Genomic DNA, 25927 nt, shown 5'->3' on the forward strand with positions numbered 1-25927 from the left:
GTGACCGCTCCCGGCACGCCCGTCTCGCCGCCCTCCGTGTCGTTGACGGCCTCGGGTGCCCGGTACACGGGCCTGGCCGGCGCGGTCCTGCTCGCCGTGGCCGGATACCTCGGCGGGGCGCTGCCCGACGCCCCGCTGGGCGGGACACCGGTGTCGATCTGGCGAGCCCCGGACGGCCCGGCGACGCTGACCTGCTGGCTGATCGGCACCGCACTGCTCGTCGGGGCGTGGTGGTCGCTGCGCTCGGGTGCGCCGTCGACCCGTTGGGCGTACGTCACCGCCGGGCTGTGGGCACTACCGCTGCTGGTCGCGCCACCGCTGGGCAGCCGGGACGTCTACTCGTACGCCTGCCAGGGCTGGACGTACGCGCACGGCGTCGACCCGTACACAGTGGGGGTGGCGGCGGCGGGCTGCCCCTGGCTGGACACTGTGGCACCGATCTGGCGGGACACCCCGGCACCGTACGGGCCCGCGTTCATGCTGCTCGCGGCGCTCGCCGTCGGCCTCGGCGGCGGGCTCACCGGCACCATCGTGGCGCTGCGCGTGATCGCCGTGGCCGGGCTGCTGCTGGCCGCACTCTGCCTGCCCGGTCTGGCGCGAGCGGCCGGGGTGCCGACCCGGCAGGCCGCCTGGTTGGCGCTGGCCGGTCCGCTGGTCGGCGTGCACCTGGTGGCCGGCGCGCACAACGACGCCGTGATGCTGGGCCTGCTGCTGTCCGGGCTGCTGGTCGTGGTCCGCCGACCCGGCCGGCCGGCGGCTCTCCTGCTGGCCGGAGCGCTGCTCGGGCTGGCCGTCACGGTGAAGGCCAGCGCCGTGGTGGTGGTGCCGTTCGCCGTGCTGGCCGGGATGCCCGGCCCGTACACGCTGCGGGCGTTGCTGCGCCACTGTGGTTGGCTGGCCGGTGGACTACTCGCCGCACTCGTGGTCACCTCGGCGGTGTCCGGCCTCGGCTTCGGCTGGGTGGGCGGGCTGACCCACAGCGGCGACTCCGAGCAGTGGACGTCACCACCCACCGCCGTGGGCTTCGTGGTCGACTACGCCGGCGCGCTGGTTGGCCGGGACCCGCAGGCGGTGCCGGGAGTCCGGGCGGTCGCGTTGCTGCTGCTCGTCGGAGTGCTGACAGTGCTCTGGTGGCGTGCCTGGCAGACCCTGCGCCAGTGGAACGAGGTGGCGGGTTCCGGGGCGGCTCACGTGGGGGCGTCTTCCGGGGTTGCGTCGCTGGGGGTCGACTGTCATCAAGTGACGCGGTCCCGGGTTGCGCTGCACGGCGCGGCGTTGGCGTTGGTCGCCACCGTCGTCCTGTCCCCGGTCTTCCACCCCTGGTACGCGACCTGGCCGCTGGCGCTGCTCGCGCTCACCGCCGCCCGTACGACGTGGTTCGTGCTGCCCGCCGCGGCGGCAGCCTTCCTCGCCCTGCCCGACGGCACCAACCTGGCCCGCGTCACCAAGGCACCCGGTGCCCTGGCGATGACCGCCCTGCTCCTGACCGTCCTCGTACGCACCCCGTTCGCCGCCCGCCGCCGCCATCGTTGATCATGAGGTTGGCGGGGACAAGGTGGACAAAACTCCCGGCTAACCTCATGATCACCGAGGCGGGGTGGTCAAGATCGCGCCTGAACCTGGATGGTGTGGGCTGCCGGTGGGTTCGAGGCCCCTGCTTCCAGGATTGAGCACGATCTCGGTGGGGGTCTACGCCCAAGATCCGCGCAACTGCAGGGAAAGTGCTGCCTCCCGGGCGTCGGAGGCAGCAACATCCCCGAAGTTGCGCGGATCTTGGCGCGAGGCGCGAGGCGCGAGGGCGCGGGGCGCGGGGGTGCGGGGCGCGGGGGTGCGGGGCGCGGGGCGCTCGGCGTGCGCGGAGTGCGCGGAGTGCGCGGCGTTACGGGGGAGGTGTCGGAGCGGAAACGGGCCGGCTCCGCGGTGAGCGGAGCCGGCCCGGCCGGTGTTCTAGCGACTGCTCAGCAGTCGTCGTGCATCTGACTGCTCAGCAGTCGTAGTACATGGCGAACTCGTGCGGGGTCGGGCGCAGACGCACCGGGTCGACCTCGTTGGCGCGCTTCCAGTCGACCCAGGTGGAGATCAGGTCGGGGGTGAAGACGCCGCCGTCGAGCAGGTAGTCGTGGTCGGCCTCCAGCGAGTCGAGCACGGCCGGCAGCGAGCCCGGCACCTGCTTGACGTCGCCCCACTCCTCCGGCGGGAGGTCGTAGAGGTCCTTGTCGATCGGCGTCGGCGGCTCGATCTTGCTCTTGATGCCGTCGAGGCCGGCCATCATCATGGCCGAGAAGGCCAGGTAGACGTTGGCCGACGGGTCCGGAACGCGGAATTCGACGCGCTTGGCCTTCGGGTTCGCGCCGGTGACCGGGATGCGGGTGCAGGCGGACCGGTTGCGCTGCGAGTAGACCAGGTTGACCGGCGCCTCGAAGCCCGGCACCAGGCGACGGTACGAGTTGACCGTCGGGTTGGTGAAGGCGAGCAGCGACGGCGCGTGGTGCAGCAGACCGCCGATGTACCAGCGGGCCATGTCGGACAGGCCGGCGTAGCCGGTCTCGTCGTAGAACAGCGGCTCACCGTTGAGCCAGAGGCTCTGGTGGGTGTGCATGCCGGAGCCGTTGTCACCGAAGAGCGGCTTGGGCATGAACGTCGCGGTCTTGCCGTTGGCCCACGCCTCGTTCTTCACGATGTACTTGAAGAGCTGGAGCTGGTCACCGGCGTGCAGCAGGGTGGAGAACCGGTAGTTGATCTCGGACTGGCCGGCGGTGCCCACCTCGTGGTGCGAGCGCTCCACGTTGAAGCCGGTGTCGACGAGGCGGCGCACGATCGAGTCACGCAGGTCGGCGTAGTGGTCGACCGGCGGGACGGGGAAGTAGCCGCCCTTGTACGCGGTCTTGTAACCGAGGTTGCCGCCCGCTTCTTCGCGGCCGGTGTTCCAGGCGCCCTCGATCGAGTCGATGTAGTAGAACGACTGGTGCGCCGAGGTCTCGTGGCGGATCGAGTCGAAGATGTAGAACTCCGCCTCGGCGCCGAAGTAGGCGGTGTCGGCAATGCCGCTCGCCGCCAGGTACGCCTCGGCCTTCTTCGCCACGTTGCGCGGGTCGCGGCTGTAGGCCTCGCGGGTGAACGGGTCGTGGATGAAGAAGTTGAGCGCGAGCGTCTTCTGCGCGCGGAACGGGTCGATGAACGCGGTGGCGACATCCGGGAGCAGGAGCATGTCCGACTCGTGGATCGCCTGGAAACCGCGGATCGACGAACCGTCGAACGCGAGGCCGTCGGTGAAGAGGTCGTCGTTGACGGACTCGACCGGCAGGTTGAAGTGCTGCATCACGCCGGGCAGGTCACAGAAACGAACGTCGACGAACTTCACGTCCTCGTTCTTGAGGTATCGCAGCAGTTCCTCGGGATTGGCGAACACACATCCTCCTGGCACGTCCACGGGGTGGCTAGGCTTCTGGCGACGCTAGGGCCAAGCGGTTGCCCGGCCATGTCTTGAGTGTTTCTGCCGTGTTACGTCCCTCGCGGAGCGTCAGCGACGCTCCTGTCCACGCACTCAGCCTGCGCGAACGCCGTACCGGCTGGGCCAGTGTAATGACATCTGATGCCTTTGGCCCGAATCGGCACGCAGTGGTGGCGACACCCGGCAGCGCCTCATCCGGGCGCGGATACCCTTGATCGCTGTGAGCAATCCGCAGGCCCCGGCAGCGCCGGCCACCGACCCCACCTTCGCCCCACCGAGCCTCGGCAAGCGGTTCGGTGCGCTGATCATCGACTGGGTGCTCTGCCTGCTGGTGTCCAACTTCTTCGCCGACCCGGTACGCGACGGCTGGGCCCCGGTGCTGGTGCTGGTGCTGGTGTACGGCATCTTCCTCGGCCTGTTCGCCCAGACGCCGGGCATGTACATCACCAAGATCCGCTGCGTGAACTGGCACGATGGTGGCCGGATCGGCGTGCTCCGGGGGCTGATCCGTGGCCTGCTGCTGGCCCTGGTCGTCCCCGCACTGATCATGGACGAGCACCGGCGCGGCCTGCATGACCGACTCGCCGACTCGGTCATCGTCGACGCCCCCCGCGGCTAGGCCAACCCCGCCAAGGCCGATCCGGGAGTCCTGGATCGCGTCCGAGTTCGGTCGATCATGGAGTTGTGGTGCCTGGATTGGGGCTGTACGGGCACTTCGTCACCCACCACAACTCCATGATCGACGAGGCGCTGCGCAACGGTGTTGAGGTTCAGGACGAGCGCGAGGGCGAGGGTGGCCCGGGGTGGGGCGGCATGGGGTGTACGCGAAGGAGCCGGACCCGTGTGGGTCCGGCTCCTTCGCGTACACCTGGGGGGTCAGCGGCCCCGCGACTGGCGGAAGGCGCCTGGCGGCCGCATGTTCTTCGGGATCGCGCCCTTGGGCATTTGCGGCCGGGCGGTGAGCGCCTTGAGTCGCTTGTCCAGCGAGTTGACGTCCTTGCCGGAGAGGGCGCGGGGCAGGCGCAGCAGCGTCGTCCGCAGCTTGCGGATCGGCAGCTCGCCCTCCTCCTGACCGATCACGTAGTCGTGCAGGGGAGCGGAGCCGATCACCTTGGACAGCCGCCGCTTCTCCTGGCCGAGCAGGCCGCGCACCCGCTGCGGGTTGCCCTCGGCCAGCAGGATCACGCCCGGGCGGCCGATCACCAGGTGGACCATGTCCATCTGGGTGGTCGAGCTGACCGCCGGGGTCACCCGCCAGTCGCCGCGCATGTTCTCCATGATCTGCGCCGCCGCGCCGGGTTGCCCCTCGGCGGCGTTCATCATCGCCTTGTTGGACCGCAGGTTGAGCACGATCAGCACCGCGAGCAGGACGAACAGGATGCCGATCGGCAGCCAGATCCAGCCCCAGAGGATGACCGCGACCACGGTGAGCGCGAGCGGGATCAGCACCGCCGCGGCGACCAACGGCGCGAACCACCGGTCCTGCTTGGCGGTGAACTGGAACACCATCCCGATCTGCTTCAGCCGCTGGCCGAACGAGACCTTCTCCTGGGGCTTTGCCATGCCGCAGAGTCTAGTGGTCGCCGCCGGCCCGGTTGATCCGCGTCCGGGTGCCCGGGCAGCTGAGTACCTTACGTCGCCGTACGTGCCCGGACGGGCCGGGTAAGGAGGCTGTGGGCGGGGAAGATGAGGCGCCATGCCCATGCCCGGGTGGGGCCTTCGCGCGAAGAGTCGTCAACAGAAGACGACGACGCCACGAAGGAGCCCGACATGTTCGGCAACGACGCTGATTTCCTGCTCACCCTGCACCGTACCCACGCCGCCGAGCTGCGCGCCGACGCGGCCGCCGACCGGCTCGCCCGGTCGCTGTCACGTCCGGTCAGCCGAGGGTGGTTGGGTCGGCGCAGGCAGGCCGGTCGCACCAGCGACGCCCGCCGGTGACCGCGCCCAGCGCGGCTGCCACGTCCACCGCACCGGCCCGCCCCGACCCGACCCCGCCGCCCGGCCACCGGCCGATCGGCGGGGCCGGCGGGGCGGGCCGCCATGGCATGCTCGAACACGTGACCGTACGCGCTGCCAGCTCCGTCCTCGTCGGGCGTCACCGCGAGATCGCGGCACTGCGGGGCGCGCTGGGCCGGGCGCGGGCCGGGGAGCCGACCACAGTGCTGGTCGGCGGCGAGGCGGGCGTGGGCAAGACCCGGCTACTGGAGGACTTCGCCGGCTGGGCCACCGACGGCGCGGCGCGGGTGCTCGTCGGCCAGTGCCTGGAGTTGGGGGAGGCGGGTCTGCCGTTCGCCCCGTTCGCCGCCGCGCTGCGGGCGGTGCTCCGCGCCGACGGCCCCGAGGTCTTCGCCGGATACGAGGCGGAGTTCGCCCCGCTCCTGCCGGAGCTGGGCCGCGCCGCGACGTTGGCCACCCCGCGTGCCGTCCCGCTCAGCGACGCCCCGCGCGGCTACCTGTTCGACCTGGTCGCCGAACTGTTCCAGCGGCTGGCCGATGCTCGCCCGCTGGTCCTGATCATCGAGGACCTGCACTGGGCCGACCGCTCCACCCGCGACCTGATCGGCTTCCTCGTCCGGGCGGCGAGGCCGGGCCGGCTGCTGCTGGTCTGCACCTACCGCACCGACGAGTTGCAGCGCGGCCACCCGCTGCGCCCGTTCCTCGCCGAGCTGGACCGGGCCCGGGGTGTGGAACGGGTCGAGCTGGGCCGCCTGGACCGCGACGGCACCGCCGCGATCCTCGCCGATCTGCTCGGCGCCGAGCCGCTCGCCCGCGCCGTCGACGACGTCCACGACCGCACCCAGGGCAACCCTTTCTTCATCGAGGAGTTGGCCGTCGCCGGTGACCCGATCGGCTGCGCGGCGCTCCCGGAGACACTGCGTGACCTGCTGCTGGCCCGGGTGGACCGGCTTCCCGAGCCGGCCCAGCGGGTGTTGCGGATCGCGGCCGCCGGCGGCACCCGTTTCGCCCACGACCTGCTCGCCGAGGTCGCCGGGCTGCCCGAGGCCGAGCTGGAGGACGCGTTGCGCGCCGCCGTCGCCGCCCAACTGGTGGTGGCCGACCGGGACGGTGACTACGAGTTCCGTCACGCGCTGGTCCGCGAGGCCGTGCACGACGAGCTGCTGCCCGGTGAGCACGCCCGGCTGCACGCCCGCTTCGCCGCCGCCATCGAGGCCCAGCCGCACCTGGTCGCCGCCGGCCGGGCCCCGGCCGAGATCGCCCACCACTGGCACGCCGCGCACGACCACCCGCGTGCCCTCGTCGCCGCGCGAGCCGCCGCGTGCGCCGCCGCCGACCGGTACGCGTACGCCGAGCAGCGCCGACTTCTGGAGCGGGCGCTGGAGTTGTGGGAGCTGGTGCCGGACGCCGCCGACCTGCTCGGCATGGACCACCTGGCGTTGCTGGAGCAGACCTTGGACGCCGCGGTCACCGCCGGCGACTTCAGTCGGGCCATCACCCTGACCCGGGCCGGGCTGGCCGAGGTGGACGCCGACGCCGCGCCGCTGCGCGCCGCCCGCCTGCTGGACCAGCGCGGTCGACTGATGGCCCTGCTGGGCAAGAGCGACGGCAGCCGTGAGCTGGACGAGGCGTACCGGCTGGCGGCCGGTGGCCCGCCCGGCGCGGAGCGGGTTCGGCTGCTCGCCGACATCGCCACCCACCTGGTCAAGATCGACCCGCAGAAGGCGGCCCGGGTGGCAGCCGAGGCCGCCACCGACGCCGAGGCGTTCGGGGTGAACGTGGCCCTGCTGTCGACGCGGATCGCGCTGCTCTGCCACGGCGAGCGGGACCTGACCGGCGGGTTGGCCGAGCTGGGCCGGGCGGTTGCCGCCGCCCGTGCGGCGGGGGACGCGCCGACACTGGTGCTCGCCATGGTGTTCGAGTCGGACATGCTCTGCGAGTTGGGCCGCTACGCCGAGTCCGCGCAGGCCGCCGAGGCTGGCGTCGCCGAGGCGCGACGGGTGGGGATCAGCCGCTCCACAGGTGCGTACCTGCTCTCCAACCGGGCCGAGGCGCTCATCGCGCTGGGTCGGTGGGACGAGGCCGAGGCGGTCTGCGCGGAGGCCGCCCGGATCGACCTGTCCGGTGTGACCGGGCTGCACTGGCTCCAGCTGGGTGCCGGGCTGCGGCTGGCCCGCGCCCATCCGGGCGCCGACGAGCTGGTGGACCGGGCGCTCACCTTCCTCAACCGGCCGTACCTGTGGCCGAACCACCGGCTGCCCCTGCACGAGCTGGCGATCGAGGCGGCGCTGGCCGCTGACGACAAGGTCGAGGCGGTACGGGCGGCCCTCGTCGCGGTGGCCGACGGAAGCCTGCCGCAGCTGCCCCGGGAGGGTTGGCCGGTGCTCAGCGCCGCCGCGCGTACCGCAGCCCGGGTGGGGGACCGGGAGCTGGCGGTCGCCGTGGCGGCGCTCGCCGCCGACCTGCCGGCGCTTCACCCGGCGGCCCGTGCGCACGCCGCCCAGGTCACCGCGCTGCTCGCTGTCGGCGACCAGGCGCTGCCGGCCTGGCGTACGGCGGTCGAGGCGTGGCGGGCCGACGGGCAGCCCTACCCGCTGGGCCGGGCGCTGCTGGCGCTGGCCGAGGCGACCGCAGCAGCCGGGGAACGCGACGAGACGGCGGCGGCGGTCACCGAGGCCACCGAGATCGGGCGGCGGCTGGGCGCGGCGCCGCTGGTCGAGGCGGCCGCAACCCTGGCGCGGCGGGTCGGCCTGCGTGGCGCGTCCGGGGGCGGGGCCGGCGCGGACCTGCTGACCGCCCGGGAGCGGGAGGTGCTGCGTCTGGTCGCGGAGGGGCACAGCAACAGCCGGATCGCCGAGCGGTTGTTCATCTCTCCGAAGACGGCAAGCGTGCACGTCTCCCGGATCATCGCCAAGCTGGGCGTGACCAACCGGGTGGAGGCCGCCGCCCTGGCCCACCGCCTCGGCCTGCTCACCGAGACCGCCGCGCCGCGCTGACGCGCGCGCCGAAACCGCCGGGCCGCGCGCCGAGGTCGCCGGGCTGACGTGCACCGCCGAGGTCAGCGCGGCAGGTAGATGCGCCAGCCCTCGATGGTGACCAGGTCGAGGCTGCCGGGCGTGACCCGCTGCCGCTCGTCGAGCACCTCCGCCAGGGGCGAGCCGGCCGGCGCGACCCAGGCCGGTGCCGCCGCGCTGTCGACCTCCCGGCGGTACGCGGGGTAGCGGTCGAAACCGGGGCGCAGTGTGTCGTCGACGACGGCGCAGACCACCTGTTCGGCGCTGGCGAAGGTGAGCCGGTTGCAGCTCCAGTAGCCGGAGCGAACGTGTCGTACGCCGAGCTGGCGCAGGGTGCTCACCAGCTCGGTGTGCCGGGCCTCGGCGGCCCGGGTCGCCGGGACGGTCTGCGCTGCCTGCCAGGTGGCGTGGGCGGCGGTGCCCAGCGTGGCGGCGAGCACCACCACAGCGACCGACCGGGTCAGCGTCGACCCGACACCGTGCCGGTCGGCGACTGCCGTTCGCAGCCCGTGCCGGGCCGCCGCCCACACCGGCCAGAGCAGCGCCGGCAACGAGATGAGCAGGCAGGACAGGTAGCGGGAACTCTCCACCGGGGTGAGCCCGGCGGAGCTGCTCACCGTGTACGCGCCGAGGGTGACCACGGCGGCCAGCACGAGCGCCAGCCGGACCGTCGCCGCCACCCGGGGTGACACCGTGCCGGGGCCGACAGCGGCCGGTTCGCGGGTGCGCAGGGCCCGCCAGGCGGTGACGGTGGCGATGGCCAGCAGCAGCGGCAGGGCGAGCGCCCACCACAGTTGCCAGTTGGCGCACTGCCCGGGAGCGCAGAAACCCATGCCCAGCGGCGGGCCGAGCAGCAGGCCGCCGTGCAGCCGGTCCGTCCAGCCGGCGGTGGCGTTCGCGCCGCTGGCCGCGAGCACCGCGTGCAGCGGGTTGCGCCCGGTCAGCAGGCTGTGCAGCAGCAGCGGGGCCGCCCCCAGCACGGCCGCCGCCCCGAGCAGTGCCCCGGCGGTGCCCCACAGCTCCCGGCGGCAGAACCCGACGAGCACCGCGCCGGTCGCCGCGACGTACGGCAGCACGAGCGGGTCGACCCAGAGCATCAGCCCGGCCAGGAATCCCCACGTCGCCCAGCGCGCCAGTCGCCAGCCGGGTCGCCCGGTGCCGGTCGCCCGCCCGTCGGGTTCCCCGGAGCCGGCCGATCGTTGCCCCGGTCGACCGGTGGCCAGCTCCACGGCGAGCACTGCCAGCGCCGCCCCGGCCGCGTTCATCTCGGGGTAGCCGCCGCCGGCGATCAGCTGGTTCTTGACGATCCGGTCGGAGCCGAGGGCAAGCAGCGCCACCATCAGCAGCCCGAACCACCGGTCCCCGGTCAGCCGCAGCGTCAACCGCCAGGCCAGCAGCAGGAACAGCGTGTACAGCGCCAGCGTGGGCAGCCGCAGACCGAGCAGCGACGGCCCACCGGCGAGGGCGAACACCGGCGCGGCCAGGTACGCCTCCAGCGTGCCCATGTACTGCTGGCCGTAGAACCAGACCGGGAAGTCCTCGCCCCGGGCGATGTGCAGCGCGGCCAGCCCCATTGTGGCCTCGTCGCTGTTCGTCGGCGGCGCGGCCTGCGTCAGCAGCCAGAGCCGGTAGCCCACCCCGGCGAGCACCGCCAACCCGGTGAGCCAACCGACCAGGCCGGGGCGTGCGCCGGGTCGCGGGCGCGGCGAGTCCGCGCCGCGCGGCTGCTCGCGTACGCCGACGGTCATCACAGGATCATGACACCCGGACGCCGAACGGCCGTGCGGCGCTGCCGGCGGAGTCAGCTGGCGGTGGCGACCGACGCGGCGGCGCGGGCGTCGATGGCCTGCTTGTAGAGCCGACCGGCCCGGTACGACGAACGCACCAGCGGCCCGCTCATCACGCCGGCGAAGCCGATCTCCTCGGCCTCCTCGCGCAGCTCCACGAACTCCTCCGGCTTGACCCAGCGGGTCACCGGGTGGTGCCGGGGCGAGGGGCGCAGGTACTGCGTGATGGTGATCAGCTCGCAGCCGGCCTCGTGCAGGTCGCGCAGCGCCTGCGAGACCTCGGCCCGCTCCTCGCCCATGCCGAGGATGAGGTTGCTCTTGGTGACCAGACCGTCGGCGCGGGCCTGCCGGATCACGTCCAGCGAGCGGTCGTAGCGGAACGCCGGCCGGATGCGCTTGAAGATGCGCGGCACGGTCTCCACGTTGTGGGCCAGCACCTCGGGGCGGGAGCTGAAGACCTCGGCCAACTGCTCGGGGACGGCGTTGAAGTCCGGGATCAGCAGCTCGACGCCGCAGCCGGGCTGCAGGGCGTGGATCTGTCGGACGGTCTCGGCGTACAGCCAGGCGCCGCCGTCGGGCAGGTCGTCACGGGCGACACCGGTGATGGTGGCGTACCGCAGCCCCATCGAGACGACCGACTCGGCGACCCGACGCGGCTCGTCGGCGTCGAACTCGGCCGGCTTGCCGGTGTCGATCTGGCAGAAGTCGCAGCGCCGGGTGCACTGGTCACCGCCGATGAGGAAGGTGGCCTCCCGGTCTTCCCAACACTCGTAGATGTTGGGGCAGCCGGCCTCCTGGCAGACGGTGTGCAGCCCTTCGCGCGAGACGAGCCCACGCAGTTGGGTGTACTCCGGCCCCATCTTGGCCTTGACCTTGATCCATGGCGGTTTGCGCTCGATCGGCGTCTCGGCGTTGCGCGCCTCGATCCGCAGCAGACGCCGCCCCTCGGGGGCCGCCGTTGCGGTGCGCGCTGCCTGGCCGGTCGTCGGCGCGGAGTGCTCGATCGTCACGAAAATGAGCCTACGCCGGACGGCAGGTGTCTATGTGCGTCAGGCGACCGGCGTCACGCCCCAAACGTTGTGACGCCGGACACCGGGGTGTCGAAAATGTGCGTCACACGAGCGGGATTCGGGTGCTACGGTCACCGCCAACAGCGACGACGGAGCCGAGTAGCCCCCGACCCGCCAGTGCAGAGAGCCGCCGGTGCTGAGAGGCGGTCTGGCGCCGGGGCGCGAAGACCCTCCCGAGCTGCGGGAAGAACGGCCGCGGGTCACCCGCGCCCAGTAGAGCCCGCCCGGCTGGCCCCGGTCATCAGGCGACGAAAGAGGCCCCCGCTTCGGCGGGGGTGAAGGTGTGGTGGCACCGCGAGGTTCCCGCTCGCCCACACCTCCCTGGGGCTGATGCCACGCATCGCTTCCCCAGGGCGGCGACGGCGTGGCGATCGACCGAGGAGCAGTACGCCATGCAACGAACCCTGTCCCAGCAACTGCCCGCCAGGATCGGCACGACAGTGCGGATCGCCGGTTGGGTGCACCGCCGCCGACTGCTCAAGTCGGTCGCCTTCCTGATCGTGCGGGACGCCACCGGCCTGGCCCAGGTGGTCGTCACCGACCCGGCCGTCCGCGCCGAGCTGGAGAAACTCACCGAGGAGACGGTCGTCGAGGTCACCGCGACGGCCACCGCGAACGACACCGCGCCCGCCGGGGTCGAGCTGACCGACCCGACGGTACGTCCACTCGGGTCGCCCGCCACACCGCCACCGTTCGACCTGTACCGGCCGGCGCTCACCGCGAGCCTGCCCACCCAGCTGGACAACGCGCCCACCGCGCTGCGGCACACCACCCGGTCGGCCGCGCTGCGGATCTCGGCGGCGGCGGTGGCCGGTTTCCGGGCCGCACTCGACACCCACGACTTCGTGGAGGTCCACACACCGAAGGTGGTCAGCTCCAGCACCGAGAGCGGAGCGAACGTGTTCGCGCTGGACTGGTTCGGCCGGCCCGCGTACCTGGCCCAGTCGCCGCAGTTCTACAAGCAGCTGATGGTCGGCGTCTTCGAACGTGTTTACGAGGTGGGGCCGGTCTTCCGGGCCGAGCCGCACGACACCGTCCGGCACCTCGCCCAGTACACGTCGCTCGACGCGGAGCTGGGCTTCATCGCCGACCACCGGGACGTGATGCGCGTGCTGCGCGACACGGTGGCCGGGATGCTGGACGCGGTCAGCGGGCGGGCCGGCGCCGCTCTGGCGACGCTCGGCGTCACGCCGCCGCAGGTGCCGGCGCAGATCCCGGCGGTGCACTTCACCGAGGCGCTGACGATCGCCGGCGCGCCCGCCGACGAGCCGGACCTCGCTCCCGCCCACGAACGGGCGCTGGGCGAGTGGGCAGTGCGTGAACACGGGTCGGACTTCCTCTTCGTCACCGGCTACCCGATGGCCAAGCGGCCCTTCTACACCCACCCCGACCCGGAGCGGCCCGCGTACTCGAACGGTTTTGACCTGCTCTTTCGTGGTCTGGAGCTGGTCACCGGCGGGCAGCGGCTGCACCACCACGCCGACTACCTGGCGGCGTTGGCGGCCCGGGGTGAGCCGGTCGAGCCGTATGTCGGCTACCTGGACGCGTTCCGGCACGGCATGCCACCGCACGGTGGCTTCGCCATCGGCCTGGAACGGTTCGTGGCCCGGCTGGTCGGCGCGGCAAACATCCGGGAGGTCACCGCGTTCCCGCGTGACCTGCACCGCCTGACGCCATGAGCGAGGCGGCCCCCGGCGTCGCCGCCGGGGGCCGCAGCTCAGACCTCGATGAGGGTGGAGAGTCGACGCTCGACCACCGGCAGCACGTCGGCGACGCTGACCGGGCGGCCCAGCTCGGCGGTGAGCGAGGTGACGCCCGCGTCCCGGATGCCGCACGGGACGATCCGGTCGAAGTACGTCAGGTCGCAGTCGCAGTTGATCGAGAAGCCGTGCAGGGTGACGCCCCGGGCCACCCGGATGCCGATGGCCGCCACCTTGCGGGCCGGCCCCCGGTCGTCCTCGGGCACCCAGACCCCGCTGCGCCCCTCGACCCGACCGGCGGTCAGCCCGACCTCGGCGCACACGTCGATGAGCAGCTCTTCGGTCCGGCGCACGTAGGCGACCACGTCCACCGGGTCGGGCAGGCGCAGGATCGGGTAGCCGACGAGCTGCCCCGGCCCATGCCAGGTGATCTTGCCGCCGCGGTCCACGTCGACGACCGGAGTGCCGTCCATCGGCCGGTCCCACGGTTCGGTGCGCTTGCCCGCCGTGTAGACGCTCGGGTGCTCCAGCAGCAGCACTGTGTCGCCGCGCTCGCCAGCCACCACCGACTCGTGCAGGCGCCGCTGCTCGTCCCAGGCGGCCTGGTAGTCGAGCAGGCCGGCGCGGACGGCCGTCAGGCCGGGGGTCGTCGTCGTCACGGCAACAAGCCTAGTCCCGCTACCGGCGATCTTCCCTGGTGAGCCACCTCACCAGGGCTTCGTCGTGCCGGTCGCGGCACACCTCGGCGGCTCGTCGTCACGCCGGAGCCGGGGCCGTCGCAATGCGGCGGCGACGAGTCCGGCGGACGACGAGAGCGATCGCGAGCAGCGTTGGCACGGCCAGCGTCAGGTAGACCCAGAGCGGGGCGGCGAACGGTGACGGCCGGGGCTCCGGCCCGCCGAACGCGGCCCGGGTCAGCAGGTCGCCCGGCACCATCAGGTCGGTCGACCCGACCGGCGTGGTCACCAACACCTCACGACCGCCGTCGGGCGACAGCGCGGCGAGAAAGGCTTGCCGGTCCGTGTCCGCCTCCGTTTCGCTGACATACCGCAGGACCGGGTCGTCGCCGCGCCAGCCGATGATCCCGCTGGCCGAGATGCCGGCCGGCAGGGCCTGGCCGACGGCTTGGCCGGTGGCCGTGTCCAGGAACTCGATCCGCCAGGTGCGCGCCGCCGCCTGCTCGGATGTGCACCTGGGGCCGGCGCAGCCGTCGAAGGCGAGCAGCGCGAGCCGCCGGCCGTCGGGATGCCAGGCGGCAGGACCGGCCAACATCCGCCGGTCGCCCAGGTCGACCTGCCAACGAGGGCCGCCGCCGGCCGGGTCGACGACCACCAGTCGCTGGCGCTCAGCGAGCTGGGCTGGCACGTCCGGCGAGCCGGTGACCGCCACCAGGTCGCCACCGGGTGACCAGGCCGCTGCGGTGTGCGCGGCGAAGGTGCCGACGTCGAGCGTCCGCTCGGTGCCCCGGAACGGGTCGACGACGAGCAGGTCGTCGGGCTTCTCCGGGTCGTTGAGCTGCTGATTGTCCGGCCCGAAGCTGATCACACTGTCATCGTTGCTGCGGGTGCCCAGCACCTGCTGCCCGTCCGGCGACCATGCCATCGGGTACACGCCCGTGCTCACCGTGCGGCGCTGCCGGCCGGTGGTGAGATCCAGTAGCTCGCCGAAGTACGGCCGGAGGTAGTGCCGTCCATCCGGGGAGAGCAGTCCGTGCCCCTCGCCGATGCGTATCGGGATCAGCCGGTACGCGCCGTCCCGGTCGACCAGCACACCTGTCGACTCGAAATAGCGGGTGCGGTCGGTGAAGAACAGCAGCGCGGCCGGACCGGCCGGGCGTTGCCCCACCGTGGCCTGCCACAGCCAGGGATCGTGCACCCGGGTCGGCACCACCCCGGCCGCGCTCCCGGCGGCCGTTGCGGCTGGTGTGTCGAGCGCGACGAGCCCCAGCACGAGCGCGACCACGGCAGCACGCCGCAATCGCCCGCCGGTCAATCTCATCGGCCCATTAGACGCGATGGCGACCGGTCGTGATGCCCCCGCCGGCCGTGTCGCGGCCTACCGGTCGGCCGGTGGGATGCGCCAGAGCCAGACGTCGTCGACCCGTTGCGGCTCGCCGAACAGGGCGGTGCCGGTACGCCGCAGCGCCTCCTCGTCGACCTCGAACTTCGCGCCGTGCACCTCGTCGGCGAGCACCACCGTCTCGATGCGCCAGTGCCGCAGGTCCGACTGGACCTCCCGGATTGTCCCGTCGGTGACGATGGGAACCAGCCCGGTACGGCCGGCCTGGTCCATCAACGCGCTCAGCGTGCGCGGCACCGGGCCGATCCGGCCCCGCCCGTCCGGCCCACCGGGGCCGAGGAAGAAGCCGCCGGGGATCTCGAACTCGCCCTGCCGGTGCGACAGCGCGTACGCCTGCCAGCGTTGGCCGTCCGGGTAGATGTCCACTGTCAGCGGCACCGGGGTCAGCACCCCGTCGGGGGACACGTAGTCCCGCCACGTGCCGGAGGTGATGAAGCGCGGGATCGGCTCCCGCTCGTCGGTCAGCAGGGGGGTGGGCAGCAGCGGCACCAGGGCCACCGCGAAGCCGACCAGCCAGGCCAGCTCCGTGGAGCGGTGCCGTGGTGGTGCGGCGCGCAGCTGGTCGACGGCGTACGCCAGCAGCAGCCCGACCACTGGCGCGACCACCAGCGCCAGTCGGGCCGGCAGCGCGGCGTTCACCACCGGAAGTTGCCCGACCAGGTCGAACGGCATGGGGAGGTCGGTGCGTCGGCCGTCGACCTTGGCGACCGGGCCGAAGGAGAGCACCGTGAAGATCAGCGCGAGGGCGCCCAGCGCCCAGAGGGTGGCCCGGCGGTGCGGGTCGGCCCGCCGCCAGAGGGCGACGAAACAGACCACTGTGAGCACCAGCAGCGGGATGCCGAAGAACGAGTTCTCCTCGGTTGGGTTCGGCGCCAGCGAGGTGCCCAGCCCGGCCTCGCCGGACAGCGAGCGGCGCGGGAAGGCGGCGAACGCCGCGATGTCCTCGGAGTGGATCACCGGGTCGAAGCCGGTGCCGTGGAACCGTTGTGGCCCGGCGAAGTGCAACCACAAGGGGTACGACAGCAGCACGCCGGCGACCACGGCGGTCACGCCCAGCCCGCGCAGGAAGGTGGGCAGCGCGGCACGTGCCTCCGCGCGGTTGGCCGGGTGCAGCGCCCAGATGGCGACGAACACCCCCAGCGCCAGCGCGGTGAAGAAGAGCCCCTCGGCGGCGATCGAGAAGGCCACCGCGACCAGCACGCCGAGGATCACCCCGTCGCGCAGCCAGTGCCCCGCGCGGCGCAGCGCGAACAACCGCCAGATCAGCAGCGGCACCAGCCAACCGGCGGTCCAGTTCAGGTGCGCGTTGGCGTGCGACACCATGCCGGGGGAGTAGGCGATGAACAGGGCGCCGACCCCGGCGGCCAGCCGGCTGCGCACCAGGTGCCGGGAGAGCAGCCAGTACCAGACCAGCGCGGTGGCGAGCAGGTTCAGGGTGAGGATCACCAGGAAGGTCGCCGGTGGTCCGATCAGGTACGTGAGCGGGGCGAAGACCACCGCGTACACGGTGATCGAGGTGTTGACCGCGAGGTTCACGCCGTCCGGCACGTTGATCAGGTAGGTGAAGAGCGGGTTGTCGCCGTGGGTGACCGCGTGCCCGCCGAAGGCCAACAGCCACTCGAACAGCGCCTGGTCGCTGGAGTTGACGGTGATGGTGCGGACGTTCGGGTCCCGCCACAGCCCGCTGGTCACCCAGACGGCGAGCGCGAGCGCCACCAGCACGACGATCAGGTCGGCCCGGCGGTCCCGGACGGTGCGCGGCGTTGACGCGGGTGCGGGCCCGGTGGCCAGCGACGGGGAGGACGGCACGCAGCGGACGTTACCAACCGGACCTGGACGGGCCGGTCAGACCTGCAAGGAGGGGACCGTTGGGGACGGATTCCACCCGCCACGTCGACGGTTCGGCGTACACAGCGTCCGTCGTGAATGTGTGAGTGTGCCCCATGTCATAGCGGCGACACATCGTCGTAACGTCACGGCAACTCGACAGTGACCCAGTTCACAGTCCGCCCCTCAGGAGGCCGCCGTGCGCCGCTCCTCGTCCACCCTCACCCGGCTGCTCGGTGCGGTCGCCGGGCTCGCCCTCGCCGTAGCGGGCGTGGTCGCCGTCGCCGCACCCGCCCAGGCCGCCACCCTCACCCAGGTCACCGGGTTCGGCTCCAACCCCGGAAACCTCGCCATGTACGCCTACCGGCCGGACGGCCTGCCGGCCAACTCCCCGGCCGTCGTCCTGCTGCACGGCTGCACCCAGAACGCCTCCGGCTACTTCGCCAACTCCGGCTGGCAGAAGTACGCCGACCAGTGGAAGTTCGCCCTGATCGTCGCCCAGCAGCCGTCCGGCAACAACGCCAACTCCTGCTTCAACTTCTTCGAGGCGGGCGACACCACCCGCGGTCAGGGCGAGGCGCTGTCGATCAAGCAGATGGTCGACCACGCCAAGGCCAACTTCGCGGTGAACGGCTCCCGGGTCTACGTCAGCGGGCTGTCCGCCGGTGGGGCGATGAGCGCGGTCATGCTGGCCACCTACCCGGACGTCTTCGCCGCCGGATCGATCATCGCGGGGATTCCGTACCGCTGCGCCACCAGCATGGTCAACGCGTTCAGCTGCATGAACCCGGGGGCGGACAAGACCCCGGCCGCCTGGGGCGACCTGGTCCGTGGTGCGTACTCCGGCTACACCGGCCCGCGCCCCCGGGTGGCGATCTGGCACGGCACCTCGGACACCACTGTCACGCCTCTCAACGGCACCGAGTCCCGTGACCAGTGGACCAACGTGCGGGGCGTGTCGCAGACCCCGACCAGCACCTCGTCGCTGCCCGGCAACACCAGCCTGGAGGTGTACGGCAACGACGACGTACGCCTCTACCGGATCTCCGGGATGGGCCACGGCACCCCGGTCGACCCGGGATCGGCGGCCGAGCAGTGCGGCACCGCTGGCGCGTACTTTCTGGACACCATCTGCTCGACGTACCGTGACGCGCTCTTCTTCGGCCTGAACGGCGGCGGCACCAACCCGACCCCGACCCCGACGGCCACCCCCACCCCCACGCCGACCCCGACGGCCACCCCGACCACGCCGCCGACCTGCGTGACGGCCAGCAACTACGCACACGTGGCGGCCGGTCGGGCGTACCAGTCCGGCGGCTACGCCTACGCCAACGGCTCCAACCAGCGGATGGGCCTGTACAACACCTTCTACACCAGCGCCCTCAAGCAAACCGCCCCCAACCACTGGGTAATCGGCTGCTGAGTCCCACCCCACCCCCGGCGTGGGATCAGGTCAGCCGGGCCAGGATTGGGGTGAGCGGATCCAGCGCATCGTCGCGGACCACGAACCGGGTCACCCCCCAGCGCCGTTCGTGCTCGGTGACCGCCGTGATGATCTCGTCCACCGTGCCGATCAGCACGAACGGGGTGGCCAGCAGTTCGGCGACCGTCATGCCGTTGCGCCGGGCCTGTTCCGCGGCGGCAGCCTCCGCGTCGTCGGTGACCACCACCGTCTGCACCAGCGCCTCCAGCGCCGGCGGGTCGGCCCGGCCGGCTGCGCCGGCGGCCACACAGGCCAGCTGCGCCTCGATCTGGTCGGCCCGCCAGCGCGCCTCATGCTGGTGGCCGTCGGCGAGGGTACGCCCGAAGCCGGTCAACCCGACCACATCGGCGTGCGCGCCGGCCCAGCGCAGCAGCGTCGAGTTCGCCGTACCCATCGTCAGCGGGATCCGCTCCTGCACCGGCCGGGGTTCGCGCAGCACCGCCTCGCGCATCGTCAGCTCGGCCGAGTCGACGGTGACCGAGGCGCCGTCGAGCAGGGCGCGGACCGCCTCGGCGACGGCCACGCAACGGCGGACCCGCCCGGCCACGTCGGGGCGTTCCCGGCCCACCGCGCGCCACTCCGCCGGGGTGTGACCGGCACCGACACCGAGCCGGGCCCGTCCACCGGAGATCAGATCGAGGGTGGCCACGTCGGCCGCGAGCAGCATCGGTTCCCGTACGCCGAGGTTCGACACGTACGAGCCCAGCCCGATCGTCGAGGTGACCGGGGCCGCGGCGGCCAGCGCCACGAACGGTGACGTCACGTCCCCGGGGTGGTCGGCGGCGAGCAGGGCGTCGAAGCCGGCGGTCTCGGCCCGACGGGCCAGCTCGGCCCAGCTCGCCGCGTCGGTCGGGGTGGCCTGGAGGGAGAAGGTCGCCATTGGTCCAGCATCGGCCCACGCCGGCTCACCGACGATCCGGTGACCGCCGATTCTGCCGAGGGCCGAACCACCGGTCAGGGGGTCAGGGCTGCTTGGAGGGCTTGGGGGAGGGTGGGGTGCTGGTAGCGGTAGGCGGCTCGGGTGAGGACGCCGGGGAGGACGCGGGTGCTGGTGAGGGCCTCGTGGGCGAAACCGCCGAGGACCACCTTGAGCGCCAGTGCGGGGATCGGGATGATCGCCGGGCGGTGCAGCTGCCGGGCCAGTTCCCGGGTGAACTCGGCGTTCGTCACCGGGTTCGGCCCCACCACGTTCACCGGGCCGGCGACCTCGTCGTGGTCGAGCAGGAAGCGGGTCGCGTCCAGCCAGTCGGCCATCGAGATCCACGGCAGCCACTGCCGGCCGCTGCCCAGCCGGCCGGCGATGCCCAGCTTGAACGGCAGCAGTTGCGGCTTGAGCAGCCCGCCCTCACGGTGCAGCGGCAGACCGGTACGCAGCCGGACCACGCGTACCCCGGCGTCCTCGGCCGGCCGGGTCGCGGCCTCCCACACCCGGCAGACGTCGGCCAGGAAGCCCTCGCCGGCCGGCGCGTCCTCCTCGACCGCCCGGTCGCCCGTGTTGCCGTACCAGCCGACGGCCGATGAGTTGAGCAGCACCCGGGGTCGGTCCGCGGTGGGCAGCCCGGCGATGGTGGTCGCCAGCGTGGTGGTGCTGTCCACCCGGCTGGTGCGGATCAACCGGCGGTAGTCGTCGTCCCAGCGCTTGTCGCCGACGCCCGCGCCGGCCAGGTTGATGACCGCGTCGGCCTCGGCGACCACGGCCGGGTCGAGGTGCCCGGCGGCGGGGTCCCACCGCCGCTCCTGCGAGTCGCGCGGCGACCGACGGACCAGCCGGGTGATCTGGTGCCCGTCCGCCGCGAGCCGGTCGGCCAGCCGGGTGCCGAGGAAGCCGGACGCGCCGGCCAGAAGGATCCGCATACCCCCATCTTCGTCCAGAACGCCGCCGACGGATGCGTGGGGCGGCCGACGTCACCGGCTGTGGGACGGACCGGCGAAGAAATCTGCGGGCGGCGCCATGCGGCGCGGAGAAACGCAGGTCAACGGGTCTCCCAGGGGCTGAGAAAGGCTACCGCGCGCTTTCGGTGGTTGGCGCGTTTCCACAGGTCAGAGCGAACGTGAACGCGGTGTTCGCGATTGCTTCGCGCATCGATCTGGCTGACCATGAGCCATCCGAGAGCGCTCCCGTTTGGCGGGGTCGGCTCACCATGCCCCGCCGTCGGGCAATCAGTGAGGAGGAACCATGCCGATCCTGGTGACTGGAGCGACCGGAACCGTGGGAGGAAGCCTCGTCCGGCAACTGGTGGCCGCCGGCCACGACGTACGCGCACTGAGCCGCGATCCGGCGTCGCCGGCGGCCGCCGCGCTGCCCAGCGGGGTGGAGGTGGCGGCCGGCGACTTCGCCAGGCCCCACACGCTGGCGCCGGCGCTGCGCGGCGTGACGCGCATGCACCTGGTGGCGATGGATGGGTACGGACCGCTGACCACCGGGCCGGAGATCCTGGAACTGGCCCGGAAGGCCGGCGTCCGTCGGGTCACCCACCTCGGTCACAACGACCCGAGCCGGGCCGACGACGACCCGCTCGAGGCACCGCACCGGCCGCTGCACCGGGCTGTCGAGAACTCGGGTCTGGAGTGGACGCACGTGTTTCCCGGCGAGTTCATGGCGAACACCCGGGACTGGGCGCACGCCATCCGGGCCGAGGGGGTGGTGCGGGCGCCGTTCGGTGACTGGAACAGCGCCTTGGTCCACGAGGCGGACATCGCCGCGGTCATCATGGCCGCGCTCACCGAGGACTGCCACGCCGGCCGGGTGTACCAGCCGACCGGGCCGGAGCCGGTCCGCCGCCGGGACGCGGTCCGGATGATCGGCGAGGCGATCGGCCATCCGGTGCGGTTCGACGAACTGACCCCGGAGCAGGCCCGGGAGTACTGGAAGGGCACCTATCCGGCCGAGGTGATCGAGTGGTTCCTGGAGATGGGCCGGTATCTCGACGGCAACGCCTGGGTCGCCCCGGACGTCGAGCAGGTGACCGGCCGCCCCGGGCGCACGTTCCGGCAGTGGGCCGCCGAGCACGCGGACGACTTCCGGTGACGGCACCCGGGGCGTGGACCGGCCCGGTGGTCAGGCCGCGGGGGCCGGGCGGAGGTCGGCGAGGAGTCGCTCCACCTCGGCGTACGACTCCGCACTCAGCGGGCCCAACTCCAGGGTGGCCAGGTTCTCGTCGGCCTGGGCCACAGTGCGCAGGCCGGGGATCGGCACCGTACGGGGGCTGCGCGCCAGCAGCCAGCCGAGCGCGCCCTGGGCCAGGGTGCGCCCGTCGGCGGTGAGCGCCGCGCGGACCTGGTCGACCCGGGCCGCCCAGCGTGGCGTCGGACGGCCGTCGGTGAACCACTCCAGCCACTCCGGTGCCCGTCCGCGCACATCGTCGGCCCCGACCGCCCGGGTCGACCCGGTGAGCAGCCCCATCGCCAACGGCCCACGGTTGAGGCTGGCCAGGTCGTGCTTGTCGCAGACCGCCAGCACCGCCGCGTTGTCGCGCAGCACCGACTCGTCATGCTGGATCGCGGCGCAGTGCGGGCCGGCGGCGGCGAACGCCTCCGCCGAGGACGGGTCGTCGGTGCTCCACCCGTACGCCCGGATCTTGCCCTGGTCGACCAGGGCCTCCAGGGTGTCGACCAGGTCGAGCGCGGCGGGCACCGGCAGTGCGTTGATGTGCAGTTGGTAGAGGTCGACGTGGTCGGTGCCGAGCCGGCGGAGCGAGTCTTCCAGGCTGCGTACCGCGAAGGCCGGGCTGGCGTCGGTGCCCAGCGCCCGCCGGGCGGCCTCTTCGCTGACGTTGCCGAACTTGGTGGCGATCACCACGCTGTCCCGCCGCCCGGCCAGGGCCTGACCGAGGATCCGCTCGCTGTGCCCGGCGCCGTAGTTGCTGGCGGTGTCGAACAGGGTCACCCCGAGATCGAGCGCCCGGTGGATGGTCCGAATCGACTCGTCGTCGTCCACATCACCCCAGCCGAACGGCTGCCCGTCCTCACCCCAGAGCGGGCCGCCGATGGCCCAGCACCCCATTCCGATCGCGCTCACCGTGATGCCGCTGCGTCCCAGCGTCCGTGTCGTCGTCATGGTCACCAGCCTCCAACCTGGAGCGCGCTCCAGGTCAAGCACTACCATCTCGCGACATGAGCGGTTACGCCCCCTCGGAGGCCGCCCGCCGCAGCGGCTTCAGCCTGGACACTCTGCGGTACTACGAGAAAATCGGCCTGCTGGCGGACGTGGAACGGACCGCGGGTGGGCAGCGGGTCTTCACCGACGACGACCTCGGCTGGCTGGAGCTGTTCCGGTGCCTGCGTGACACCGGGATGCCGATCGCGCAGATGCGCCGCTACGCGCAACTGGCCCGCGCGGGCGAACACACCGCCGACGAGCGCTGTGAGCTGCTGCAACACCACGCGACGCGGGTCGAGGAGCAGATGGATCTGCTCCAGCGCCAGTACGACCATCTCCGGGAGAAGATCCGCTTCTACGAGCGACTGCCCGCTGCCGCCCCGGGCCCGGAGGCCGGGCACGGCACCTAGAGGGGACCGGGCGCGGTCAGGCCGAGTAGTTCCTCGGTCGTCCCGGGTCGGCCGGTCAGCGCGTTCAGGGCGGCGACCAGTCGCTTCTCCTCGTACCGGAAGTGCGACTCCAGCAGGGCGGCCAACCCGGCCAACTCGGCGCGCACCTGGGCGACCGGCACCGCAGCGTCGCCGCCCAGCAGCGCCTCGACCCGTTCCAGGATCCCCGCCACCACCTCGTGATCGGTGATCAGGTTTTGGATGACCGGGCGCAGCTCGGGGGCCTCCTCGGCCAGCAACTGGAACGCGCCCGCGTCCTCGCCGGTGTGGTGTCGGCCGAGTGCGGCGCAGAAGGTCAGGCAGTGCGCCCGCAGGTCCCGGGACGGGGTGTCGAGGCTTGCCTGTAGTCGGGCCAGTTCCGCGCTGAGCCAGAGGTGGATCTCGATCATCTGATTGCCGACGGCGGCGAGCCGGCCGGCCGGTGAACCGGTTGGGTGCACGTTCGTCCCATGCTGTCCCCGCGCCTCCATGCCCACGGCGGCCTTCGGGCCGGGTGCACTGCGACGCTGCGGGGAAGTCTAGGACCAGCCGCCAGACCCGGGAAGGCCGGAGTCACGGCGTGGTCGGCTCGTCGGTCTCCCGGACGTCGTGCCAGCGCGCCCGCCAGGCGGCCTCGTGGGCCTCGTGGGTGGTCCGCTCCTGGAAGACGGCGGCCCGCAGGGCGTGCCGGGACTGCGCCATCACCATCACCTCCACTGCCACCAGCGCCACGCAGATCACGGTCGCCAGGGTGAGCGCGCCCAGCGCCGGCAGGTGCTGGCCGATCGGGAGGGCCCCCGTGAGCACCACGATGACACCGACGCGGGTCCAGCTGACGGTGTGCAGGGTGCGTAACTGGAAGAGCAGGTTGACGGCGAAATAGCAGATCAACCCGCCGAAGAGCATCGGCACGGCCGGCCCTTCGACCTTCTCGGCGATCCCGCCCGCCGGGTCGGTGATCTTGTGCAGGACCTCCTCGTTGCCGATCGAGAAGAGGATCACCCCGGCGATCATCGGCAGGTAGAGATACGCGTATGCGTCGCGGGCCATCGCCACCCGGGGGGCGCCCTCCGCCGCGTGCAGGGCGATCCGGGCGGCCGGCCCGATGAAGTCGAAGTGTGCCCACCAGAGGGCGGCGGTGACCACGATGCCGAGCGCGGCGGCGGCCACCGCCGGCCAGGTGACAGGCTTGCCGAGCAGGTTGCCGCCCACCCCCGTGGAAATGATTGACTCGCCCAGCGCGATGATCAGGATGAGGTCGTAGCGCTCGGTCCAGTGCTCGGCGCTTGTCACCCCCCAGCCCCAGGTCCCGACGATGAAGCCGGTGGCGTACTGCACCACCACCACGGCGATCCACAGGCCGTCGCGGACCAGGGCGGCCCGGTCGGGGTCGGTGATCTGCGGCGGGATGAGCGCGGCGGCCAGCAGCAGCACGATGCTCACCGCCAGCTCCGGGGCGAAGCGCCGCAGTTGTCGCCGCTCCTGCGGGCTGTCCCGCACCACGTGCTGATAGAGGATCCAGTGGATGCCGCGGACCACGACGTAACTGATGGCCACCAGCATCGGGCCGGCGGCGCTCCCCTTGGGGTCGTTGAACGCCTGCGGCAGCGCCAACGCGAACGCGAACAGGGCGACCATCGCGATCACCATGAGCACCGGGACGTAGCCCTCGCCGAGCCGGACCCGGGTGGCGACCAGGCTGTGCACCACCCAGATCCACCAGAGCACGGCGAGCACCAGGCCGGCGTGCAGCAGTTGCCGGCCGGAGATGTTCGCGGCGGTGGCGCGGGTGATGATGAAGAACGAGAAGACGAAGACCAGGTCGAAGAAGACCTCGAACTTGTCCACCCGGGCGCCGGGGGCGATCGGGACGGCTGGTCCCAGCTGTCCACCCCGCCGGTAGCCGCCCACGATCCCACTCTGGCAGCGTCGGGGCTGGTCGGAGGCCCGAACGGCGATGGCGACGGAGTCCGGCGTTACCTCCCGCCGGGTCGGGGAAACACCGGGGCCCACGGCCTCCCGCAGCGGGCCGGCCGGTCCGCCCACCCCGGACAAGGATGGACAATGACGACCAACAACCCGATCACCACTTCGTTCGCCCATCAGTCCACAGCCATGGACGTGATCCGGGGCGTGGACCTCGTCGGGCGACGGGCGATCGTCACCGGCGGGTCCTCCGGGATCGGTGTGGAGACGGCCCGCGCCCTGGCCAGCGCCGGCGCGGAGGTGACCCTGGCCGTCCGCAACCCGGACGCGGGTCAGCAGGCCGCCAACGACATCACCGGCACCACCGACAACGACCGGGTCCTGGTCGCCCCGCTCGACCTCGCCGACCAGGGATCGGTCGCCGACTTCGTGGCCAACTGGGACGGCCCGGTGCACATCCTGGTCAACAACGCCGGCATCATGGCCGCACCCCTGTCCCGCACCCCGCAGGGCTGGGAGTTGCAGTTCGCCACCAACCACCTGGGGCATTTCGCACTCGCCAACGGGCTGCGCCCGGCACTCGCGGCCAGCGACGGGGCCAGGATCGTCTCGGTCAGCTCCGCCGCCCACCTGCGCTCACCGGTGGTCTTCGAGGACATCCAGTACGACAAACGGGAGTACGAGCCGTGGCAGGCGTACGGGCAGTCCAAGACGGCCAACGTGCTGTTCGCCGTGGAGGCGACCCGGCGCTGGGCCGACGACGGCATTCTCACCAACTCGCTGATGCCCGGCGCGATCCGGACCAACCTTCAGCGCTACGTGAGCGAGGAGGAGCTGGATCGCCTGCGCGCGGGTAACGCGGCGGCCTGGAAGACCGTCGAGCAGGGTGCCGCCACCTCCGTGCTGGTAGCGGCCTCGCCGCTGCTGGACGGCGTGGGCGGGCGCTACTTCGAGGACTGTCAGCAGGCCGCACCCGCCCAGCCCGGCGGGCGGACGGGCGTCGCCGACTACGCGCTGGACCCGGAGGCCGCCGAGCGGCTCTGGCAGGTCTCGACCGCGCTGCTCAAGGGCTGACGACCGCAGACGAAAGGGCGCCCCGGTCGA

21 protein-coding genes are annotated in these 25927 nt (G+C 72.4%); 9 read left to right on the plus strand and 12 right to left on the minus strand.

All coding sequences use genetic code 11. The features are described from left to right. Entirely contained in the window at nucleotides 1–1533 is a 1533-nt protein-coding gene (gene mptB / locus OH804_RS01765; RefSeq protein ID WP_406062328.1) for a polyprenol phosphomannose-dependent alpha 1,6 mannosyltransferase MptB, read from the plus strand. Nucleotides 1534–1984: 451 nt separating this feature from the next. On the opposite strand, the gene glnA is transcribed toward mptB, so the two are convergent. Continuing rightward, complete coding sequence (gene glnA / locus OH804_RS01770; RefSeq protein WP_406062330.1) at nucleotides 1985–3409, minus strand: type I glutamate--ammonia ligase; 1425 nt, start codon at nucleotides 3407–3409, stop codon at nucleotides 1985–1987. Between the two features lie 262 nt (nucleotides 3410–3671). Between glnA and OH804_RS01775 the strand changes: the two genes are divergently transcribed. Continuing rightward, on the plus strand, nucleotides 3672–4070 hold the full coding sequence (locus tag OH804_RS01775; protein WP_196919012.1) for an RDD family protein: 399 nt from the start codon (nucleotides 3672–3674) through the stop codon (nucleotides 4068–4070). Nucleotides 4071–4327: 257 nt separating this feature from the next. Here OH804_RS01775 and OH804_RS01780 read toward each other — a convergent pair whose 3' ends face one another. Continuing rightward, nucleotides 4328–5014, minus strand: a complete 687-nt coding sequence (locus tag OH804_RS01780) for a DUF4191 domain-containing protein (protein ID WP_196919011.1) — start codon at nucleotides 5012–5014, stop codon at nucleotides 4328–4330. 207 nt (nucleotides 5015–5221) lie between these two features. Here OH804_RS01780 and OH804_RS01785 point away from each other — a divergent pair, with 207 nt between their 5' ends. Both OH804_RS01785 and OH804_RS01790 read left to right on the plus strand, forming a co-directional pair. After that, the gene (locus OH804_RS01785; RefSeq protein WP_167493919.1) at nucleotides 5222–5392 is read left to right on the plus strand and encodes a hypothetical protein; all 171 of its coding nucleotides are present in this window, start codon (nucleotides 5222–5224) and stop codon (nucleotides 5390–5392) included. Nucleotides 5393–5511: 119 nt separating this feature from the next. After that, nucleotides 5512–8406: an AAA family ATPase gene (locus OH804_RS01790; RefSeq protein WP_406062333.1), complete on the plus strand. Its 2895-nt coding sequence runs from the start codon at nucleotides 5512–5514 to the stop codon at nucleotides 8404–8406. A gap of 62 nt (nucleotides 8407–8468) precedes the next feature. Here the strand turns inward: OH804_RS01790 and OH804_RS01795 are convergent, their stop codons facing one another. Continuing rightward, nucleotides 8469–10172, minus strand: a complete 1704-nt coding sequence (locus tag OH804_RS01795; RefSeq protein ID WP_406062335.1) for a hypothetical protein — start codon at nucleotides 10170–10172, stop codon at nucleotides 8469–8471. A 53-nt stretch (nucleotides 10173–10225) separates the two neighbouring features. Further along, a complete protein-coding gene (gene lipA, locus OH804_RS01800) occupies nucleotides 10226–11221 on the minus strand; it encodes a lipoyl synthase (RefSeq protein WP_091407425.1) in 996 nt (331 codons plus the stop codon). A 452-nt stretch (nucleotides 11222–11673) separates the two neighbouring features. Between lipA and aspS the strand changes: the two genes are divergently transcribed. Beyond that, nucleotides 11674–12960: an aspartate--tRNA(Asn) ligase gene (gene aspS / locus OH804_RS01805; protein ID WP_406062338.1), complete on the plus strand. Its 1287-nt coding sequence runs from the start codon at nucleotides 11674–11676 to the stop codon at nucleotides 12958–12960. A 38-nt stretch (nucleotides 12961–12998) separates the two neighbouring features. Here aspS and lipB read toward each other — a convergent pair whose 3' ends face one another. From lipB to OH804_RS01820, 3 genes are all read right to left on the minus strand, one after another. Beyond that, a complete protein-coding gene (gene lipB, locus OH804_RS01810) occupies nucleotides 12999–13640 on the minus strand; it encodes a lipoyl(octanoyl) transferase LipB (protein ID WP_406062340.1) in 642 nt (213 codons plus the stop codon). 97 nt (nucleotides 13641–13737) lie between these two features. Then, on the minus strand, nucleotides 13738–14979 hold the full coding sequence (locus OH804_RS01815) for a TolB family protein (protein WP_406062342.1): 1242 nt from the start codon (nucleotides 14977–14979) through the stop codon (nucleotides 13738–13740). 57 nt (nucleotides 14980–15036) lie between these two features. Beyond that, nucleotides 15037–16869, minus strand: coding sequence for a DUF2079 domain-containing protein (locus OH804_RS01820; protein ID WP_406062344.1), 1833 nt, complete (start codon nucleotides 16867–16869; stop codon nucleotides 15037–15039). A 217-nt stretch (nucleotides 16870–17086) separates the two neighbouring features. Between OH804_RS01820 and OH804_RS01825 the strand changes: the two genes are divergently transcribed. Then, entirely contained in the window at nucleotides 17087–18310 is a 1224-nt protein-coding gene (locus OH804_RS01825; RefSeq protein ID WP_406062346.1) for a PHB depolymerase family esterase, read from the plus strand. A 25-nt stretch (nucleotides 18311–18335) separates the two neighbouring features. Here the strand turns inward: OH804_RS01825 and OH804_RS01830 are convergent, their stop codons facing one another. Next, nucleotides 18336–19250, minus strand: a complete 915-nt coding sequence (locus OH804_RS01830; protein ID WP_406062348.1) for an LLM class flavin-dependent oxidoreductase — start codon at nucleotides 19248–19250, stop codon at nucleotides 18336–18338. A 74-nt stretch (nucleotides 19251–19324) separates the two neighbouring features. After that, nucleotides 19325–20224 carry a TIGR01777 family oxidoreductase gene (locus OH804_RS01835; RefSeq protein WP_196919002.1) on the minus strand — a complete coding sequence of 300 codons (900 nt, stop codon included), beginning with the start codon at nucleotides 20222–20224 and terminating at the stop codon, nucleotides 19325–19327. Nucleotides 20225–20546: 322 nt separating this feature from the next. On the opposite strand from OH804_RS01835, the gene OH804_RS01840 reads away from it, so the two are divergent. After that, nucleotides 20547–21398, plus strand: a complete 852-nt coding sequence (locus OH804_RS01840; protein WP_406062350.1) for an NAD(P)H-binding protein — start codon at nucleotides 20547–20549, stop codon at nucleotides 21396–21398. A 30-nt stretch (nucleotides 21399–21428) separates the two neighbouring features. On the opposite strand, the gene OH804_RS01845 is transcribed toward OH804_RS01840, so the two are convergent. After that, a complete protein-coding gene (locus OH804_RS01845) occupies nucleotides 21429–22427 on the minus strand; it encodes an aldo/keto reductase (protein ID WP_406062352.1) in 999 nt (332 codons plus the stop codon). Nucleotides 22428–22483: 56 nt separating this feature from the next. On the opposite strand from OH804_RS01845, the gene OH804_RS01850 reads away from it, so the two are divergent. Continuing rightward, on the plus strand, nucleotides 22484–22879 hold the full coding sequence (locus OH804_RS01850) for a MerR family transcriptional regulator (protein ID WP_406062354.1): 396 nt from the start codon (nucleotides 22484–22486) through the stop codon (nucleotides 22877–22879). On the opposite strand, the gene OH804_RS01855 is transcribed toward OH804_RS01850, so the two are convergent. Beyond that, on the minus strand, nucleotides 22876–23358 hold the full coding sequence (locus OH804_RS01855; protein ID WP_406062356.1) for a hemerythrin domain-containing protein: 483 nt from the start codon (nucleotides 23356–23358) through the stop codon (nucleotides 22876–22878). The genes OH804_RS01850 and OH804_RS01855 overlap by 4 nt on opposite strands. A 112-nt stretch (nucleotides 23359–23470) precedes the next feature. After that, on the minus strand, nucleotides 23471–24808 hold the full coding sequence (locus tag OH804_RS01860; RefSeq protein WP_406062358.1) for a low temperature requirement protein A: 1338 nt from the start codon (nucleotides 24806–24808) through the stop codon (nucleotides 23471–23473). 153 nt (nucleotides 24809–24961) lie between these two features. Between OH804_RS01860 and OH804_RS01865 the strand changes: the two genes are divergently transcribed. Then, complete coding sequence (locus tag OH804_RS01865; protein ID WP_196918996.1) at nucleotides 24962–25897, plus strand: SDR family NAD(P)-dependent oxidoreductase; 936 nt, start codon at nucleotides 24962–24964, stop codon at nucleotides 25895–25897. Nucleotides 25898–25927: the final 30 nt, after the last annotated feature.

The sequence above is a fragment of the Micromonospora sp. NBC_00860 genome, assembly GCF_045207375.1.
Taxonomy (GTDB): Bacteria; Actinomycetota; Actinomycetes; order Mycobacteriales; family Micromonosporaceae; genus Micromonospora; species Micromonospora vinacea.